7 protein-coding genes are annotated in these 15,884 nt (G+C 74.8%); 2 read left to right on the top strand and 5 right to left on the bottom strand.

The window, feature by feature from the left end:
• Positions 1 to 391 precede the first annotated feature (391 nt).
• From ABD323_RS00400 to ABD323_RS00380, 5 genes are all read right to left on the bottom strand, one after another.
• Positions 392 to 3,196 carry a helix-turn-helix transcriptional regulator gene (locus ABD323_RS00400; protein ID WP_344437575.1) on the bottom strand — a complete coding sequence of 935 codons (2,805 nt, stop codon included), beginning with the start codon at positions 3,194 to 3,196 and terminating at the stop codon, positions 392 to 394.
• 182 nt (positions 3,197 to 3,378) lie between these two features.
• A complete protein-coding gene (locus ABD323_RS00395; RefSeq protein ID WP_344437573.1) occupies positions 3,379 to 4,902 on the bottom strand; it encodes a PLL family lectin in 1,524 nt (507 codons plus the stop codon).
• Positions 4,903 to 4,967: 65 nt separating this feature from the next.
• Positions 4,968 to 7,328, bottom strand: a complete 2,361-nt coding sequence (locus ABD323_RS00390) for a DUF8189 domain-containing protein (RefSeq protein ID WP_344437571.1) — start codon at positions 7,326 to 7,328, stop codon at positions 4,968 to 4,970.
• Between the two features lie 18 nt (positions 7,329 to 7,346).
• Positions 7,347 to 8,543 (bottom strand): DUF4185 domain-containing protein, encoded by a 1,197-nt coding sequence (locus tag ABD323_RS00385; RefSeq protein ID WP_344437569.1) that lies wholly within the window; start codon positions 8,541 to 8,543, stop codon positions 7,347 to 7,349.
• 200 nt (positions 8,544 to 8,743) lie between these two features.
• Positions 8,744 to 12,040 carry an AfsR/SARP family transcriptional regulator gene (locus tag ABD323_RS00380; RefSeq protein ID WP_344437567.1) on the bottom strand — a complete coding sequence of 1,099 codons (3,297 nt, stop codon included), beginning with the start codon at positions 12,038 to 12,040 and terminating at the stop codon, positions 8,744 to 8,746.
• A 265-nt stretch (positions 12,041 to 12,305) separates the two neighbouring features.
• Here ABD323_RS00380 and ABD323_RS00375 point away from each other — a divergent pair, with 265 nt between their 5' ends.
• Together ABD323_RS00375 and ABD323_RS00370 are read left to right on the top strand one after the other, a co-directional pair.
• Positions 12,306 to 12,650 carry a trypco2 family protein gene (locus tag ABD323_RS00375; protein ID WP_344437565.1) on the top strand — a complete coding sequence of 115 codons (345 nt, stop codon included), beginning with the start codon at positions 12,306 to 12,308 and terminating at the stop codon, positions 12,648 to 12,650.
• Entirely contained in the window at positions 12,647 to 15,829 is a 3,183-nt protein-coding gene (locus ABD323_RS00370) for an NACHT domain-containing protein (RefSeq protein ID WP_344437563.1), read from the top strand. Before ABD323_RS00375 ends, ABD323_RS00370 begins: the two co-directional genes overlap by 4 nt.
• Positions 15,830 to 15,884 lie beyond the last annotated feature (55 nt).

Genomic DNA, 15,884 nt, shown 5'->3' with positions numbered 1-15,884 from the left:
TGGGACCGCGACGGACGATGAGCCGAGCCGACCTTATACGCCTGTCACCAGGGGACTTCTGGCGGGATGCCACTCGCCCGGGGCGCCGGAAAACCATGGGTACCCCGCGACCGGAACTACCTGTTCAATCGATCGGGAATTCATGAGTAGTCGTTTCCGTGGGTACCGCACGGCCCCGGGCAACAGAGAAATATCGACCGGGAATCGAACGCCGCGAGCTCTTGACGGTACGGCTCGCCGGCGGATGTGCTGTGCGGGTGTCGGGAGTGAAAGGCGACGACGCCTGATCGGTTCCGTTCAGGTCGGTCGCGGCCCGCCACCGACCGCTCCCCCGGACAGCCGACCCACCCGGCCCACCCGGCCCGGACCGGCCCACCCGGAACGGACCCGCTCAGCCGCGGTCGGACGGCTGCGGGTACACCGTCGCCACGTCCTTCCGCCCGGTGCCGAGCTTGCGCAGCACCTTGGCGACGTGGTTCTCCACCGTCCGCGGCGACAGGTGGAGGTCGTCGGCGATCGCCTGGTTGGTGGCGCCCGCCGCGAGCATCCCGGCGACCTGGTGCTCGCGCGGCGAGAGCGTGCCGCCGTACCCTCGACGGCCGGGCCCACGGCGGACGAGGCCGAGGTCGCCCAGCACCTTCCCGCAGCGGGTGGCGTCGGCGGTGGCTCCGAGGTCCGTGAAGAGGGTCAGCGCCTCGGCGAACGGGGCCGCCGCCTGCCCGGGACTCGTCCGCAGCAGGGCGTCCGCGCACCGTTCCAGCGCCCGGGCCGTGTCGTACGGCCGCCCGATCCCCCGCCAGCCGTCCGCCGCCTCGGCGAAGTGCCGTGCGGCGGCGACCGGTTCGGCCTCCCGCCGGAGCAGGCCGTGGGCCAGCGCCAGGTCGGCGGCCGCCGCGGGGGCGTCGCGCCCGACGAGCCCGCGGGCGAACTCGGCCGCCCGGGGCCAGGCGGCGGCCCGCCGAGCGGTCTCGACCGCCTGCTCGGCGACCACCCAGGCGCGCAGGGCGTCGCCCCGGGCGAGGTGGAGGGAGCTCAGGCCGGTCGCGATCCGCAGTTCCGTGCCGACCACCAACTGGTTCCCACCGATCCCGGCGGCCTCGCCGAGCAGCTGGAGCGCCCTGGCGTGCTGCCCACGGGCCGCGGCCAGCATGCCGGTCAGCACCGCCCGTTCGGTCAGCGGGGCGACCGCGGTCGGGTAGGCCTCCACCAGCGCGTCCAGGCGCTCCTCCAGCCCGTCCCACCGTCCGGCCAGGGCGTCCAGCCGCAGCAGCGTGCCACCCGACAGGAACACCGAGATCGGGCTGCCGACCCGGGCCGCGATCTGGCCCGCCTCGGTCGCCAGCGCGGCGGCCCGTCCGTCGTGCCCGAGGTACGCGGCGGTGTCGGCGACGTTCTGCAGGGCGCGCCCGGTCTGCCGGAGCACCTCGCGGTCCCGCGTGTCACGCGGCAGCCGTGCGACCGACTCCCACACGGACGGGTCGGCCTGACAGGTCATCAGGGTCAGCCGACTGGCCCGGACGGCGGCCCGCAGCGCCTCGTTCCCGCCGTCGCGGACGGCCGCCTCGGCCCGGTCCAGCCAGGCCCCGGTGTACTGCGGCCCCTCGGCCTCCTTGAGGGCCAGCGCGACCATCGCCCGGACGGCGCGCTCGGGACGGCGCTCCACCAGCTCGCCGACCGCCCGTTCGACCTCGTCGAACCCGGCCGGATCCGCGGTCTCGTTGAGCATGCCCAGGCCCAGGCCGAGCCGGATCTCGCCGCGGACCTCCTGCGGCAGCCGCGGGTCGGCGAGGAGCCGGCGCAACAGCCGGGCATCGGTGCGGAACTCGAGGCTGGTCGCGGCGACCCCGGCCAGCGCGAGGGCCGCACGGGACCGACCCTCGCCCTGCAGCTCCGGCCGGCCCAGCAGTTGGTGCAGCAACGCCGCGGCCGTCCCGTTGTCACGGACGGCGATCGCCCGGTCGGCGGCCTCCTGGGCCCGCAGCAGCCAGCCGGCGCGGTCACCGGAGGCCAGGGTGTGGTGGGCGATCTGCACCAGGGGCGCCGGGGTGCGGCCCCGGAGCGAATCGACCGTGCGCCGGTGCAGGCGCAGCCGCGCGGGGGCGGGGATGCTCCGGTAGACGACCTGCTGGGCGAGCACGTGCCGGAACACGTACGCGCCGTGGTCCGCCTCGCGCAGCACCGACGCCGCCAGCAGCTCGGTCACCGCCTCGGCGCCCTGGTCGGCGTCGAGTTCGGCCAGGTCGCGGAGCAGTTCCTCGCCGGGGGCGCCCGCGAGCCCCGCGGCCGCCCGGGCGAGGGCGAAGGCGGCCGGCGACAGCCGGCCGAGCCGTTCGGTGACCGCCTCGCGCAGGCCGGGCGGTGCGTCCGCCTCCGCCAGCCCCTGCGCCGATCCGGTGTACCCGTGGGCTCCGCCCTGCTCGGCGAGGGTGATCAGGTCCTCCTCGGCGACCAGCGGCAGACCCTCGCAGCGCCGGTACAGGGCGGCGGCGAGGGCGGGGGTGGCGTGCTCACCGAGGGCGGCCGCCGCCAGCTCGCGCACGTCGGCCTGCGGCAGCGGGCCGAGCCGGACCAGGGTGCCGCCCGTGCCCGGCGGCCGGCGGTAGGCCGCGCCCAGCACGGTCCCTCCGGTGGGCAGGTCCTCGGCCCGGTAGGTGAGGACCAGGGCCAGCTGCGGCGGCAGGTCACGGGCGAGCAGCAGGAGCAGGTCGCGGGTCGCCTCGTCCACCCAATGCAGGTCCTCCGCGACCAGCACGGTGGGGCCGAGCGCCGCGAGGAAGGACCGGACCGCCTGGAGGAGCTGGAAACGCTGCGCGGACACGTCGGCCGGCTGCGGCGGTGGGGGCGGGAGCCGGTCGGCCAGGTCGGGCAGCAACGGCGCGAGCGCACCGGCGGTGGGCGGGAAGACGGGGGCGTGCGCCAGATCGGCCTTGCGCAGGGCGTCCACCACCGGCCCGAAGGGGAACGGCTCGCGCAGGGGGTGACAGCCACCGGACAGGACCCGCCACCGCTCCGCGTGCAGCACGAAGGAGGCCTCGCGCACCAGGCGGGACTTGCCGATGCCGGCCTCCCCCTCGACCAGCACGACGGCGGGGGCCTGTCGAACCGCGGCCAGCAGCTGCCCGAGCTCACGGTGGCGGCCCACCATCGGGAACCTGCCGCGCCGGCCCGCCGCCCCGTCCTCACCATCCGCGAACACCCTGATCACCGTCCCGCGGTCACCCTAGGCACAGTGTCCGGGGGTGGCAAGAAAGGGGCCGGGCCGACCCGGTCGCCGGGGGGCGGCCCTCGGCCCGCCACGTGGTGCGGGTGAGGGCGCAAGCACGCCTGCGCGGCCTCGCCGGGGGCGGGGCCGCGCAGGGCGTTGCCGGGGTGGGAGGGTCAGCTCATCGGCGGGCCCGCGGTGGAGGCCAGCCAGGCCCAGGCGGACCAGGTGCTGAAGCCGGTCTGCCAGCGGTGGAAGACCCCGGCGCTGCTGGTGGCGAACACCTCCAGCCGGCCGTCCTGGTTGTTGGCGGCGGTGATGGTGGTGCCGCCGGTGCCGAAGGTCTCCCAGGCCGACCAGGTGCCGTTGACGCCGGTCTGCCACAGGTGGGTCGCGGTGGCGCCGTTGACGGCGAAGACCTCGATGCGTCCGTCGACCGCCTGGGCGGAGGTGAGTTCGGAGTCGGTGGCCCCGCCGCCGGTGCCGGTCCAGTCCGACCAGCTGCTCGGACCGGTCTGCCAGCGGTGGAACACCCCGGAGCCGTTGGAGGCGAACACCTCGAGGCGGCCGTCCGCGTCGTGGTCGACCGTCAACCCGTGCCCACCGCCGCCGAAGTCGTCCCAGGCGGACCAGTCGCCGTTGACGGCCGTCTGGTAGAGGTGGCCGAAGGCCGTGTCGGAGAGCGCGAAGACCTCCAGCCGGCCGTCCGGGGAACTCTCCATCTGCAGGCGCGAGTTCGGCGGGCCGCCGACCCCGGCCCAGGCGGCGAAGCCGCTGTTGGGCGCGGTCTGCCAGGTGTGGAAGACGCCGGAGCCGTTGGAGGCGAAGACCTCGATCCGGCCGTCGTCGTTGCTCCCGGCCGCCAGGCGGTAACCGCCGCCGCCCAGTTGGGCCCAGCCCGACCAGCCGGCGTTCGGTGCGGTCTGCCAGATGTGGTCCAGCACCGAGCCGTTGAGGGCGAAGAGCTCGAGTCGGCCGTCCTGGTTCGGTGCGATCGCCAACTGGGCGTCGGCCGGGCCTCCTTCGTTCACCCAGTCCGACCATCCGCCGTTGACGGCCGTCTGCCAGGCGTGCCAGATCCCGTCGTGCCCGCCGGCGAAGGACTCCAGACGGCCGTCCGCGTCGCGGCCGGAGACCACCCGCCCGGCGGGGTACGGGTGCGGCTTGGCGACGCCGTCCTCGATCAGGTTGTTGTAACGACGGGCGGAGTAGTCGCCGTTGGGGTGACCGTCCAGCGAGGCGTTGTTGATGTTGGCGGTCAGGTGCTGCACCGGCGTGGAGCCGAAGGTGTAGTACGAGAAGTCGCCGCTGTCGTCGAGCCACTGGTCGAAGAGGAAGACGTGCTCGCTGTAGTCGTCCATGATGTCGCCGGACTGCAGGGCGCTGCGGTCGATGGCGTAGGAGTAGGTGTCGAACAGCGCCCCGGTCCAGGGGTTGGCGCCCAGGTGCCAGGCCATCGACACGTAGCCGGAGCAGTCGTTGCGGTAGGAGAAGTCGCCGCCGGGGCCGGGGGAGGTGACGTTCGAGTCGTAGGAGCCCGGCTGGTTGTCCACCCAGTACTGGGCCCGGGACATGATCTCGCTGCGGGTGATGGGGCCGCCCAACGCGGAGTCGGCGGTGGCCGACTGGCTGCTGATCAGGCCGAGTCCGGCGATGCCGAGGAGCAGGCCGGCGACGGCCAACAGCGCGCGGAGCCTCACCCCCGCCGATCGCCGCCGAAGGGTCGCATCCGTCTTCACGGTCTCACCTGGTCCTTTCGAGGGGTTCACGGGCCGGTCCAGGCGGCGCCGCCGAAGGTGCCGTCACCGTTCCAGGCACTCCAGCCGCCGTTCGGGGCGGTCTGCCAGATGTGCGAGATGTTGGCGCCGCCCGGGGCGAGGGCGAACACCTCCATGCGGCCGTCCGCGTTGCGGCTGACGTTGACGCTCGCCGCGGCGCCGCCGAAGGAGCCGTTCCAGGGGCCCCAGCCGCTGTTGGGCGCGGTCTGTTCACGGGTGGCGACGGCGTTGCCACCCGGACCGAGGACGAACACGGCCATCCGGCCGTCCGCCTCGTGACCGATGACGGGGACAGCTCCCGCCGGACCACCGAAGGGCCCGTTGCCGTCACCGTTCCAGGCACTCCAACTGCCGTTCGGGGCGGTCTGCCAGATGTGCGAGAGCGAACTCCGGTCGGACGCCAGGGCGAAGACCTCCATCCGCCCGTCGGCGTTCTGCCCCACCGTCACTGCGGCTGCGGGACCGCCGAAGGAACCGTTCCAGGGGCCCCAGCCGCTGTTGGGCGCGGTCTGTTCACGGGTGGCGACGGCGTTGCCGTTCGGGCCGAGGACGAAGACCGCCATCCGACCGTCCGCCTCGTGGCCCACCACCGGCACGGCCCCCGCCGGACCACCGAAGAACCCGTTGCCGTCACCGTTCCAGGCACTCCAGCCGCCGTTCGGCGCGCTCTGCCAGATGTGCGAGAGCGAACTGCGGTCCGGCGCGAGGGCGAAGACCTCCAGCCGGCCGTCGGCGTTCTGCCCCAGCGTCACCCCGGCGGCCGGACCGCCGAAGGAGGTGTCCCAGGGGCTCCAGCCACCGGCCGGCGCGATCTGCCAGATGTGCATGATGCTGCCCCGGTTGGGGCCCAGCACGAAGAGCTCCAGCCGGCCGTCCGGGTCCCGGCCCACCACGGGCAATCCGCCGACCGCGCCGCCCAGTTGCTGCCAGCCGCCCCAGCCGGCGTTCGGACCCGACTGCTCGCGGTAGTAGAGGCCCTGCTGGTCGGGCGAGACCGCGAAGGCGATCATCGCGCCGTTGGCCTCCCGGCCGACCGCCGGGTTCTGCCGGCCGTCACCGAAGTCGTCCCAGGTCCCGGTGGTGGGGGCCAGCCGGACGTCGAGGACGTCGGAGTCGATCTGCAGGCTGACGCCGCCGTGGGTCTCCCAGTGGTCCAGCCGGTACTGGTGGATGCGCTGGTGGTCGGCCCACTCGTCGCCGGGGATCAGCGGGTCCGTGGTGCTGTCGCCGCCGTCGCCGGGCGCGATGGCGAAGTCGATGACGTCCGGCATCGGGTAGGCGGTGTGGTTGGCGACCAGATCGGTGATGACGCTGCTGCCACTGCCGTAGACCCCCGAGCGGTAGCCCCGGGCGTGCAACTCGGCGGTCCAGGCGGCGACGTAGCCCATCACCTGGTCCGAGTGGGCCGCCGGGTCGTAGTTCTCCACGTCCAGGTAGATCGGGGAGCCGGGCTGGAAGCCGAGCGCCGTCATCTGGTCGATCGCGTCGTCGGCGTCGGCCGAACCCTGGCCGGCGGAGGGGATCACCGAGCAGGAGGAACAGGCCCCGGGGGCCTGGTAGCCGACGTACAGCGGGATGAAGTGCCAGCCGATGGAGGCCTGTTGCGCGATCCAGTCGGAGTTGAGGTTCGGCTGGTCGCAGCCGCGGTTGACGCCGCCGACGTAGATGCCGACCGCGCCGAAGACGGAGCCGGTCATCCAACTGCTCATCGCGGACGAGTCCGGGGCCTGGCAGAGGTCGAAGCCCTGCCCCTGGTAGTTGGACTCGTCGCCGCCCACCGCGCCCGCCACCGCCGCCCGGACGGCCGGGGCCCGCGCGGGGGCGGGGGCGGCGGGGGGGGCCGCCAGCGCGGCCGGGCCCTGGCCGCGCACCGGTGCGGGCAGGCCGGCGCCGCTCAACATCCGTGCCACGCCCGCCCGGTCGCCGCCGTAGTCGGCGGTGACCCGGAGCCGGGCGGTGTCGACGCGGATCTCGTGCGCGGAGGCGTTCTCCACGGCCCTGGCCGGCGCAACGGCGCCGGGCGCGGCCGGCGTGGCCGGCTCCACCAGCACCGCCTCGGTGCGCCCCAGCAGGTGGGCCGGGCAGTCCTGGCGCGCGTCGGGGTGCCCGAGGTAGAGGGCGTGCCGGTCGAAGCGCACGCAGGTGTGCGGGGCGGCGGCCAGGTCGACCACCGGCCAGTCGGCCGGCACCCGGAACGTGGCGCCCTGGTAGGTCACCGTCCTGCTGCCCGTGCTGCTGCCCGGCGCCGCGCCGGCCGGATCGGCGATCGCCGGGGCGGCGCTGGACAGGGCGGCGGCGGACAGGGCCAGCGCACCGGCGAGGGCGCCGGCCAGCATCCTGAGTCCCATGCGGATGTCCTGTCTCTGCTAGGGGTTGATGCCGTCGAACTGCAGGACCCGGTAGGCGCCCTGCTGCGTCCACTGCGAGGCGATCAGCGTCAGCGAGCCGGCGTTCGCGCTGCCGGGGTGGATGTAGCCGCCGTAGACGTTGTCGAGCTGCGGCTTGCCCCAGTGGCTCGGCGGCCACAGGGCGTTGTTGACGACCTGCGTCTTGGGGGCGGTCCATCCGGCGTCCGGGCGCGGGGCGGTCCTGGTGCAGAGGGCGCCGTCGGTGGCGTCGAAGTAGCTCATGCAGTACGTGTCGCCGATCCGCTTCACCGAGAACTCGCCGATGTTGTTGCCCGGGCCGAAGAGCGGGGTCGGCGGGGTGCCGTCGGAGGCCCAGTACCAGCGGCCGTTGTAGGTCCAGTTCTGCTGCGCGCCGAAGTTGCCCGCCCGGAAGTCGTCGGGGTCGATCCGGAACAGCTGGATGGCGCCCTGGTCGGCGGTGTTCTTGTGGCTGCCGTTCCAGCGCTTGGAGAAGATGTAGAGCCAGCCGTCGGGGTCGATGCCCGCGAAGGACCACATCCCGTACATGGACTGGTTGACGCCGCGGTACTGGCCGTCCCAGTGGTAGCCGTAGTCGGTCCAGGTCACCCCGCCGTCGTCGGAGTAGGCGACGCCGGACATCACCGAGCCGTCGTCACCGGCCGGCAGCGGGTCCGGGCCGATGCCGTGCAGCACGGAGGTGTACTGCAGGTAGGTCCGGCCGCGGAACTCGATGCAGTCGTTCGGGATGCGGGTGCTCTCGGTGCCGAAGCCGTTGTCCCCGCCGGAGACGTAGTCGAACAGCGGTGCGGCGTTCCCGTTCGGCATGGCCCAGCTGAACGCGATCGGCGCCGACCCCGAGCTGTCGAAGCCGCCCTGGTTGAGCATCACCGGGGACCGCAGGTAGTCGCCGGCGACGTTGAACGAGTCGCCGAAGACGTAGCCCCAACTGCCGTCGTGCTCGCGGAGGTAGGGGATGCCCAGGTCGCCGCTGCCCAGACCGTGGGCGGCCGCCGAGTCGCCGGGCTGCTGGCACAGCGGGGCTCCGGTCTGCCCGATGCCGTTGGTCGCGAAGGCCGGGGTGGCACCGGGCAGGCCGGTGCCCACGGCGAGGCCGGTCCCCAGCGCCAGGCCGGCTCCGGTGCGGAACAGGGTGCGACGCGTGATCCCGCCGGACTGCCCCGAGGGTGTGGGCATGGGTGACTCCTTCGTCTGCGTGCCGGTCCGCGCCCGAGCGGCGCGGGGCAGCAGACTCGCAGCAGCCGTGCACAATCCGAGCACGGCGATCGCACAGCCCGTCAGGACGCGGGCGGGGCACCGTCGGAGCGTCGGTGGGGCACGCGGCGCATCGGCGGGGCACGGGCGGGACGCGGCAGCGGGGGCGGACGGTGCTCCGGTCAGACCGGGGTCAGCGCGGCCAGGCGCCGCGAGACGCGGCACAGGTCCGGACGCATGCCGAGGCGGTGGTAGTGCCGCCGGGCCCGGTCCAGCAGGTCCGCGCCGCGGCGCGGGTCGCCGTGGTCGAGCAGGTGCTCGGCCACACCCTCCAGCGAGGCCGCCTCGTCGTCCGCCTTGGACAGCGCCCGGCTCAGTTCCAGGGCCCGCCGGTACGCCCGCAGCGACTCCTCGGTACGCCCGGCGCCGCGCAGCGCCGCGGCGTGCTGGGTCAGCGCCCACACCTCGTTGCCCGGCTCGCCGAGCTCGGTGAAGACCCGCAGGGCGGCGTCGCCGGAGTCCAGCGCCCCGGCCCAGTCGCCCTGCAGGCGTTGCACGATCCCCAGGTGCACCCGCGCGCCGGCTTCGCCGCTGCGCTGCCCCAGTCCCTGGTGGAGCTCCAGCGCCTGCTCGCAGTCCAGCCGGGCCAGGTCGAGCCGGCCGGTCAGGCCGCGCAGCAGGCCGCGTTCGGTGAGCGCGTCGGCCCAGGTGATCCGGTTGCCGAGCTCGCGGGCGAGCTCCAGGGCGCGGGCGCCGTCCAGCGCCGCACCGCGGTAGTTCCCGCAGCGGCGCCGCACCGCGGCCAGGGCCAGCAGGGCGACGGCCTGCCCCAGCGGGCTGTTCAGCTCCTCGCAGAGCCGGTGCGCGGCCAGGAACTCGCGCATCGCCGCCCGGTGTCCGCCGGCCAGGTACTGGGCCGTGCCCAGCTCGCTGTGGGCGCGTGACTGGCCCAGCGGGTTGCCCGCCCGGCGGTACAGCAGCAGGCTGCGCCGGGAGTTCTGGATGGCGCGCCGGTAGTCCCCGGTCCGCTGCCGGATCCGGCCCAGGACGCTCAGCGCGTTCGCCTGCCCCAGGCCGCTGGAGACCTCCTGGTAGAGCCGCAGGGCGCCGGCGCAGTGCTCGGCGGCGGCCGGGTAGTCGGCCGCGTGCAGGCGGGCACGGCCCAGCTCGGTGAGGATGTTGGCCTGCCCCAGCGGGTCCTCGGCGCGGTGGTAGAGGTCCAGCGCGGTGTGCAGCGCCTCGGCGGCTCCCACCCGGTCCCCGGTGAGCTGCCGCAGCGGTCCGACCGCCAGCAGCGCGGCGGCGCGGGCCCCCGCGTCGTCCAGCCCGCCGGCGACGCCCGCCGCACGGGAGAGCAGTTCCAGGGCCCTGGGCCAGGGCCCGTGGTGGTAGAGCTGGGAGGCGACCGCCAGGGGCAGGGTGACCGCGTGCCGGGGGTCGGCACGGTGGGCCGCGTACCGGGCGGCCGCCACCACGTTCTCGATCTCCGCGGCCAGCCACGCCTCGGCGTCCTGGCGACAGTCCAGCCGCGGGGCGGCCGGCGGCCGCTCCCCTGGCGCGGTGGGCTCGGGGGCCTCCTCGCGCGGCACCATCCGGGTGTGCCGGTCGGCCCGCCGGGCGGTGCGCTCGTAGTAGTCGAAGAGCCGGTCCAGCGCGGCCTCCCCCGCGGTCGCCGGGTCCTCGGCCCGGGCCAGCGCGCGGGCGTACTCGCGCAGCAGGTCGTGCATGGTGAAACGGCCGGGGGTGGGCTCGGCGAGCAGATGGCGGTCGGCGAGGGCCTGCAGCAGCCGTCGGGCGGGCCGGGCGGCGCAGTCGAGCAGCGCGGCGGCGCCGAACGCGTCGACGTCCCGGCCGGGAGCCCGTCCCAGCAGCCGGAACAGGGTCCGCTGCTCGGCGGGCAGCGCGCGGTAGGAGAGGTCGAAGGCCGCCGCCAGGCTCCGGCTGCCGTCGTCGAAGACCTCCAGGTCGCCCCGGCCCTCGCGCAGTTCGGCCAGCAGGTCGCCCAGTCCCCAGGCCCGGCGGTGCCGCAGCAGCGAGGCCGTGATGCGCAACGCCAACGGGTGCCGCCCGCAGTGGGCGACGGTCTCGGCGAGCAGCGACGCCTCGGCCTCGCCGAGCCGGCGGCCGCAGGTGGCCCGGAAGAGCGCGACGGCGTCGGCCTCGGGCAGCGGGTCCAGGCTCAGCGTCTCGGTGTCGTCCAGGCCCTTGAGCCGCTTGCGGCTGGTGACCAGCACCAGGCAGCCGGCGCCGCCCGGCAGCAGGGCGCGCACCTGGGCCTCGTCACTGACGTCGTCGAGGCAGATCAGGGTGCGGGTGCCGGACAGTGCGGCCCGGTAGGCGGCGGTGCGGGCGTCCAGCTCGGGCGGGACGGCCTGGGGCGGCAGGCCCAGGCCGGTCAGCGCGACGCCCAGGGCCTCGAAGGCGGAGCGCGGCGGCAGGCCGGTGCTGTGGGTGTGCAGGTCCAGGTGGAGTTGTCCGTCGGGGAAACGGTCGGCCAGCAGGTGCGCGGCCCGCACGGCCAGCGCGGATTTGCCGATCCCGGCCATCCCGTCGATCGTGCAGACCAGCGGCGCGCCGCCGCGCGGTTCGGCGGCGGCCCCCTCGGTGCGCGCGATGATGTGCCGCAGCTCGCGGTCACGGCCCGTGAACGCACTGGTGTCCGGGGGAAGTTGACGACGTGGCCGGCCGGCGCCGGCGCCCGGGGCGACGACCGGGACACTGAGCGGCGCGCCGGGGGCGGTGCCGCCCGTCAGGGCCTCGCGGTGCGCCTGCTGGAGGGCGGGGCCGGGCCGGTGGCCCTGCCGGACCAGCGCCCGGGTGGCCCGCGCGGCGGCCTCGGCGGCCTCGGCCTGCTGCCCGGTGACGGTCAGCGCCCGGATCAGGACCAGCGTGGCCGCCTCGTCGGCCGGCCGGCCGGCCAGCAACTCCCGCAGCGGCTCCACGGCCTGCTCCGGCCGTCCGCCGGCCAGCTCCAGCTCGGCCAGCAGGAGCACGCCCTCGCGCCGCCTGGCCTCCAGCGCGGCGGCCTGCCGGCGCAGGTAGGGGGTGTCCAGCCCGTCCAGCGGCTGGCCCTGCCACAGGTCGAGCGCCTCGCGCACCCGGGCGGTGGCGAGCTGGTGCTCGGCGGCCCGGTGCGCCGTGCGGGCCGCGCCCAGCAGGGCGGTGAACCGGTCCACGTCCAGCACCTGCGGCGCCAGTCGCGCGCTGAAGCCGGGATGGCGGGCCAGCAGGCCGAGTTCCTCGGCCACCGGGGCGAGGGTGCGGCGCAGGCCGGCGACGTAGTTGGCGATCTGCCGGTCCACCGTCGCGGGCGGGGCCGCCGGCCAGGCCCAGCCGGCCAGGTCGGCGCGGGAGACGGTGCGGCCGTGGTTGAGCAGCAGCACCGCCAGCAGGCACGACTGCCGCTGCCCGCCCGGTTCCACCGCCACCCCGTCGCGGCTGATCCGCAGGGGCCCGAGCAGCCCGATCCGCACCGTCATCACTCCCCCACCCGCGTGCCGACGACCGGTCGATTGTCATGCTCAGTATAGGGAGGGTCGAATCCCGCTCAGGCGCACGCCGGTTGTCAGGTCGGCGCCGGGGCAGGCGACGCAGGTACGGCGGTTCGACCGGGGCGCGTGTCGCCACCGTGATCCGCGCCCGAGCTGGACGTTCGTCGGGCCGACGGATCCGCACGCGCGGGGTGGTCGACGGCCGATATCCTCAACTCGACGACGTTCTGCGACAGATGGGGGACCCGCGGAGATGGAGCACGGCATCGAGCTGTCCGACGCGATCGAGGTGATCCGCCGGCAGCTGTCCGACGCATCGGCGCGGGGCGCCGGCCAGCCGATCCAGTTCGAGGTCGGGCCGGTGACGCTCGACTTCACGGTCGAGCTGAAGCGCGACGCGCGGGCGAGCGGTGGGATCAAGGCGTGGGTGCTCTCCGGCGACCTGGAGGCCGGACTGGCGCAGAACCGGGTGCAGCGGATCTCGGTGACCCTCACCCCGAGGCCGACCGGCACGGACGGCAGCCTCCTGATCGGGAATCCGGACGCCGGCCCGCTCGACCCCTTCGGCGCCCCCGCGGCCGGTGAGGGCGGGGCGTGACCCTCTCCCCCCAGCGGGTGGCCTGGGTGCGGGGCGCGGCCCAGGGCAGCGGGTACCTGCTCACGGCGCGCGTCGTCCTGACCGCGGCGCACGTGGTCGGCGAGGGGAACGGGACCTGTCAGGTGGCCGTGCCGGGCGGCCGCCCGGTCGAGTGCCGGGTGCTGTGGTCGGCGGGCCGCGAGACGGCGGCGCAGGACACCGCGCTGCTGCTGGCCGGCGAGGACCTCGTCGCTCCCGCCACGGCTGCCGCCTTCGCGCCCCTGGACTGGGGCCGCGCCGGCAGTGTGCGGCCGTTGAAGGACTGTCATGCGACCGGCTTCCCGGTCAGGGGCCGGCGCAGCAGCCGCACGGACAGCGAACAGCTGGCCGGGACCTTCCTGGCCGGGTCCTCCGTCGTCGCCGGGCGCTACGTCCTCGCGGACGACCACCACGTTCCGGCCACCGCTCCCACCGCGCTCTCCCCCTGGGCGGGCATGTCCGGCGCGGCCCTCTTCCACCAGGACTTCCTGCTGGGCGTGGTGGTCGCCGACCACCTGCCGGCCGTCCACGGGCACGCGCGGATCGAGGCCGTGCCGGCCGCCGGTCTCCTGCGCGACCCCGGCTTTCGGCGGGCGCTCGCGGAACACCTGCCCGATCTGCCGCCCGAGCCGGTCGACGTGGCCTGCGAGGAGGCGCACGACCGCCGCTTCGAGCGCGCCTACGCCGCCGCGATCGGGGTCGACTACGGTCGGGTCCGGATCTTCGGGCTGCGGCAGTCGGACGGCCGCAGTCGCGGCGGCTGGGCGCTCGACACCGCCTACCTCAGTCTGGAGGCCCGCCCCGCGACCCAGCCCGTGGATTCCTTCGGTCCACCCGGGGGCCGGGGCCTGGACGCACTGGCCGCCGGGCCCCAGCGGATCGAACGCGTCCTCGGCGGCCGGAGCCGGGTGCTGCTGCGCGGGCAGGCCGGATCGGGCAAGACCACGCTGGTGCAGTGGCTCGCGGTGCGGGCGTCGGCCGGCCGGCTGGGCGAGGAACTCGCCGAGCTCAACCACCGGGTACCGCTGGTCCTCCAGCTGCGCAAGCTGTTCCGCCGGGGGAACCTGCGGCCCCGCCCGGAGGAGTTCCTGGACCTCGACGGGCGCATCTGCGCCGAGCAGCAGCCCGCGGGCTGGGCGCACCGGGTGCTGCGGAGCGGGCGGGCGCTGCTGCTCATCGACGGGCTCGACGAGGTGCCCGCCGCCCAGCGCGAGGAGGTCCTCGAATGGCTCGAGAACCTGCTGCGCCACTACCCCCGGGTCTGGGTCCTGGCCACCGTGCGACCCTCCGCGGTGCCGCCGGGCTGGCTGGACCACCTGCGCTTCGAGGAGCTGTCGCTCTGCGCCATGGGCACGGAGGACCGGGAGCGGTTCATCGATCGCTGGCACCGCGCGTCCCTCCAGGAGGCGCTCCTGCCCGACGACCAGCCCGCCGAGATCGCCCGGCAGGCGGCACTGGTGGAGCGGGACAGGAACGACCTGCTGCGGGCGCTGGAGAGTTCGTCCGATCTCTCGCAGCTCACCGACAGCCCGCTGCTCTGCGCGATGATCTGCGCGCTGAACCGGGAGTCGCACGGAGTCCTGCCCAGCCACCGCATGGACGTCTACCGCGACGCCCTGACGATGATGCTCACCCGCCGGGACCAGAGCCGCCGGATCACCGACCCGGAGCGGCTGCAGCTGTCCGAGGCCGAGCAGTTGGCGATGCTGCGCCGGATCGCGCACTGGCTGGTGCGCAACAACCAGGTCGAGGGCAAGCACCAGGACGCCGTGACCCAACTGGAGCGCGCGCTGCGCGACCTGCCCAACGCCGCGCGGCAGGGTGACGCCGAGGCCGCCTACCTCCATCTGCTCAACCGCAGCGGACTCATCACCGAAACCAGCGTGCAGACCTTCCAGTTCGTCCACCGGACCTTCCAGGACTACCTGGCGGGGATGGAACTCCAGGAGGAGCGTGACTTCGGCCTGCTGGCGGGCCACGCGGGCGACGAGCGCTGGGGTGACGTCATCCGGATGACGATGGGCCACTGCGGCCGCCGGGACCGGGCCGAGCTCTTCGACCGGCTGCTGGCGCAGATCGAGCGGACCTCCTCGGGCGATCGGCGCTCGGACCTTGTCCTGCTGGTGGCCGGCTGCCTCCCCTACGCGCCCGAACTCGAGCGCGGCGTCCGGGAGTCGGTGCTGAACTGCTGCCGCGAGCACCTGGCGGAGCTGCTCGCCGACCCCGTGCGATGGCGCCAACTCGCGGGCGTGGGCGAGGACCTCGTCCCGCTGCTGCGGGAGCTGGCGCTGCCGGACGGGGCTCGGCTGCACCCTGACACGGCGTGGCGGCTGACCTTCGTCCTGGGGTCGATCGCCGGCAGCGCGGCGCTGGACCTGATGGCGGAACTGGTCGACAGCGGCGTGGAGTTGCTGACGGCCGGGGTGCTCTGCCAGTGGCGCCACTTCGACGAGCGGCAGTTCGCCGCCCGGGTCCTGGCCAGGGCGGACCTCTCGCAGGGGACGATCGTCGTCACCTCCCGGTCACAGCTGCGCGAACTGAGGGCCCTGAAGCCCGTTTCGGCGCTGGACGTGCTCGAGGTCCAGGGCTTCGACGACGCCGAGTGGGCGTTCCTGGGCGAGAGCGTCCACAGGCTCGGGCTCGCCGGTGTCGACGATCTGCGGGACCTGTCCTTCCTGCGCGGATGGACCCGGCTGCGGGCGCTGCGCCTGGCGAGCTGCCCGGGTCTGGTGGACCTCGAACCGCTGCGCGGACTCCCGTTGACCGACCTGTCGATCGTGGACCGGCCCGACCGGCGCCCACTGGGCCGCTCACTCGAGATCCTGACCCAGCTGCCGCAGCTGGCCGAGGTCTACCTCAGCGGCCACGAGTTCGCCGCCTGGACGCCGACCGTGGCCGTCCCCACCGTCAAGGACGTGCTGCTGTCCTATGTCGCGGACGGCCAGCCGCTGGGCCGCCTGCTGGAGGTCTTCCCCGGGATGGAGAACCTCCAGCTGTTCCCCGATCCGACCGCCTGCACCGTGATCGACCTCCGCGAGCTGAGCGACCACCCCCGGCTGCGGGTGCGGGTGGGGCAGGACGCCGACGGCCCGGACATCCGGATCGTGGGGGCGGAGCTCTTCCCGCCGGACCGCCTGACGGTCTCCCTGGACCCCGGGTGATCCGGCGCGGGGCGACGATGAACCGCGACCTCGCGAGGATATTTGCATAATTAAT

The organism is Kitasatospora nipponensis, from assembly GCF_039528135.1.
Lineage (GTDB): Bacteria > Actinomycetota > Actinomycetes > Streptomycetales > Streptomycetaceae > Kitasatospora > Kitasatospora nipponensis.
This window is presented reverse-complemented; position numbering and strand designations above follow the sequence as displayed.

Excerpts from the sequence above, each read along its gene's own strand:
- ABD323_RS00390 (WP_344437571.1), bottom strand. The coding sequence starts at position 7,328 with ATGGGACTCAGGATGCTGGCCGGCGCCCTCGCCGGTGCGCTGGCCCTG.
- ABD323_RS00380 (WP_344437567.1), bottom strand. The coding sequence starts at position 12,040 with ATGACGGTGCGGATCGGGCTGCTCGGGCCCCTGCGGATCAGCCGCGAC.
- ABD323_RS00375 (WP_344437565.1), top strand. The coding sequence starts at position 12,306 with ATGGAGCACGGCATCGAGCTGTCCGACGCGATCGAGGTGATCCGCCGG.
- ABD323_RS00385 (WP_344437569.1), bottom strand. The coding sequence starts at position 8,543 with ATGCCCACACCCTCGGGGCAGTCCGGCGGGATCACGCGTCGCACCCTG.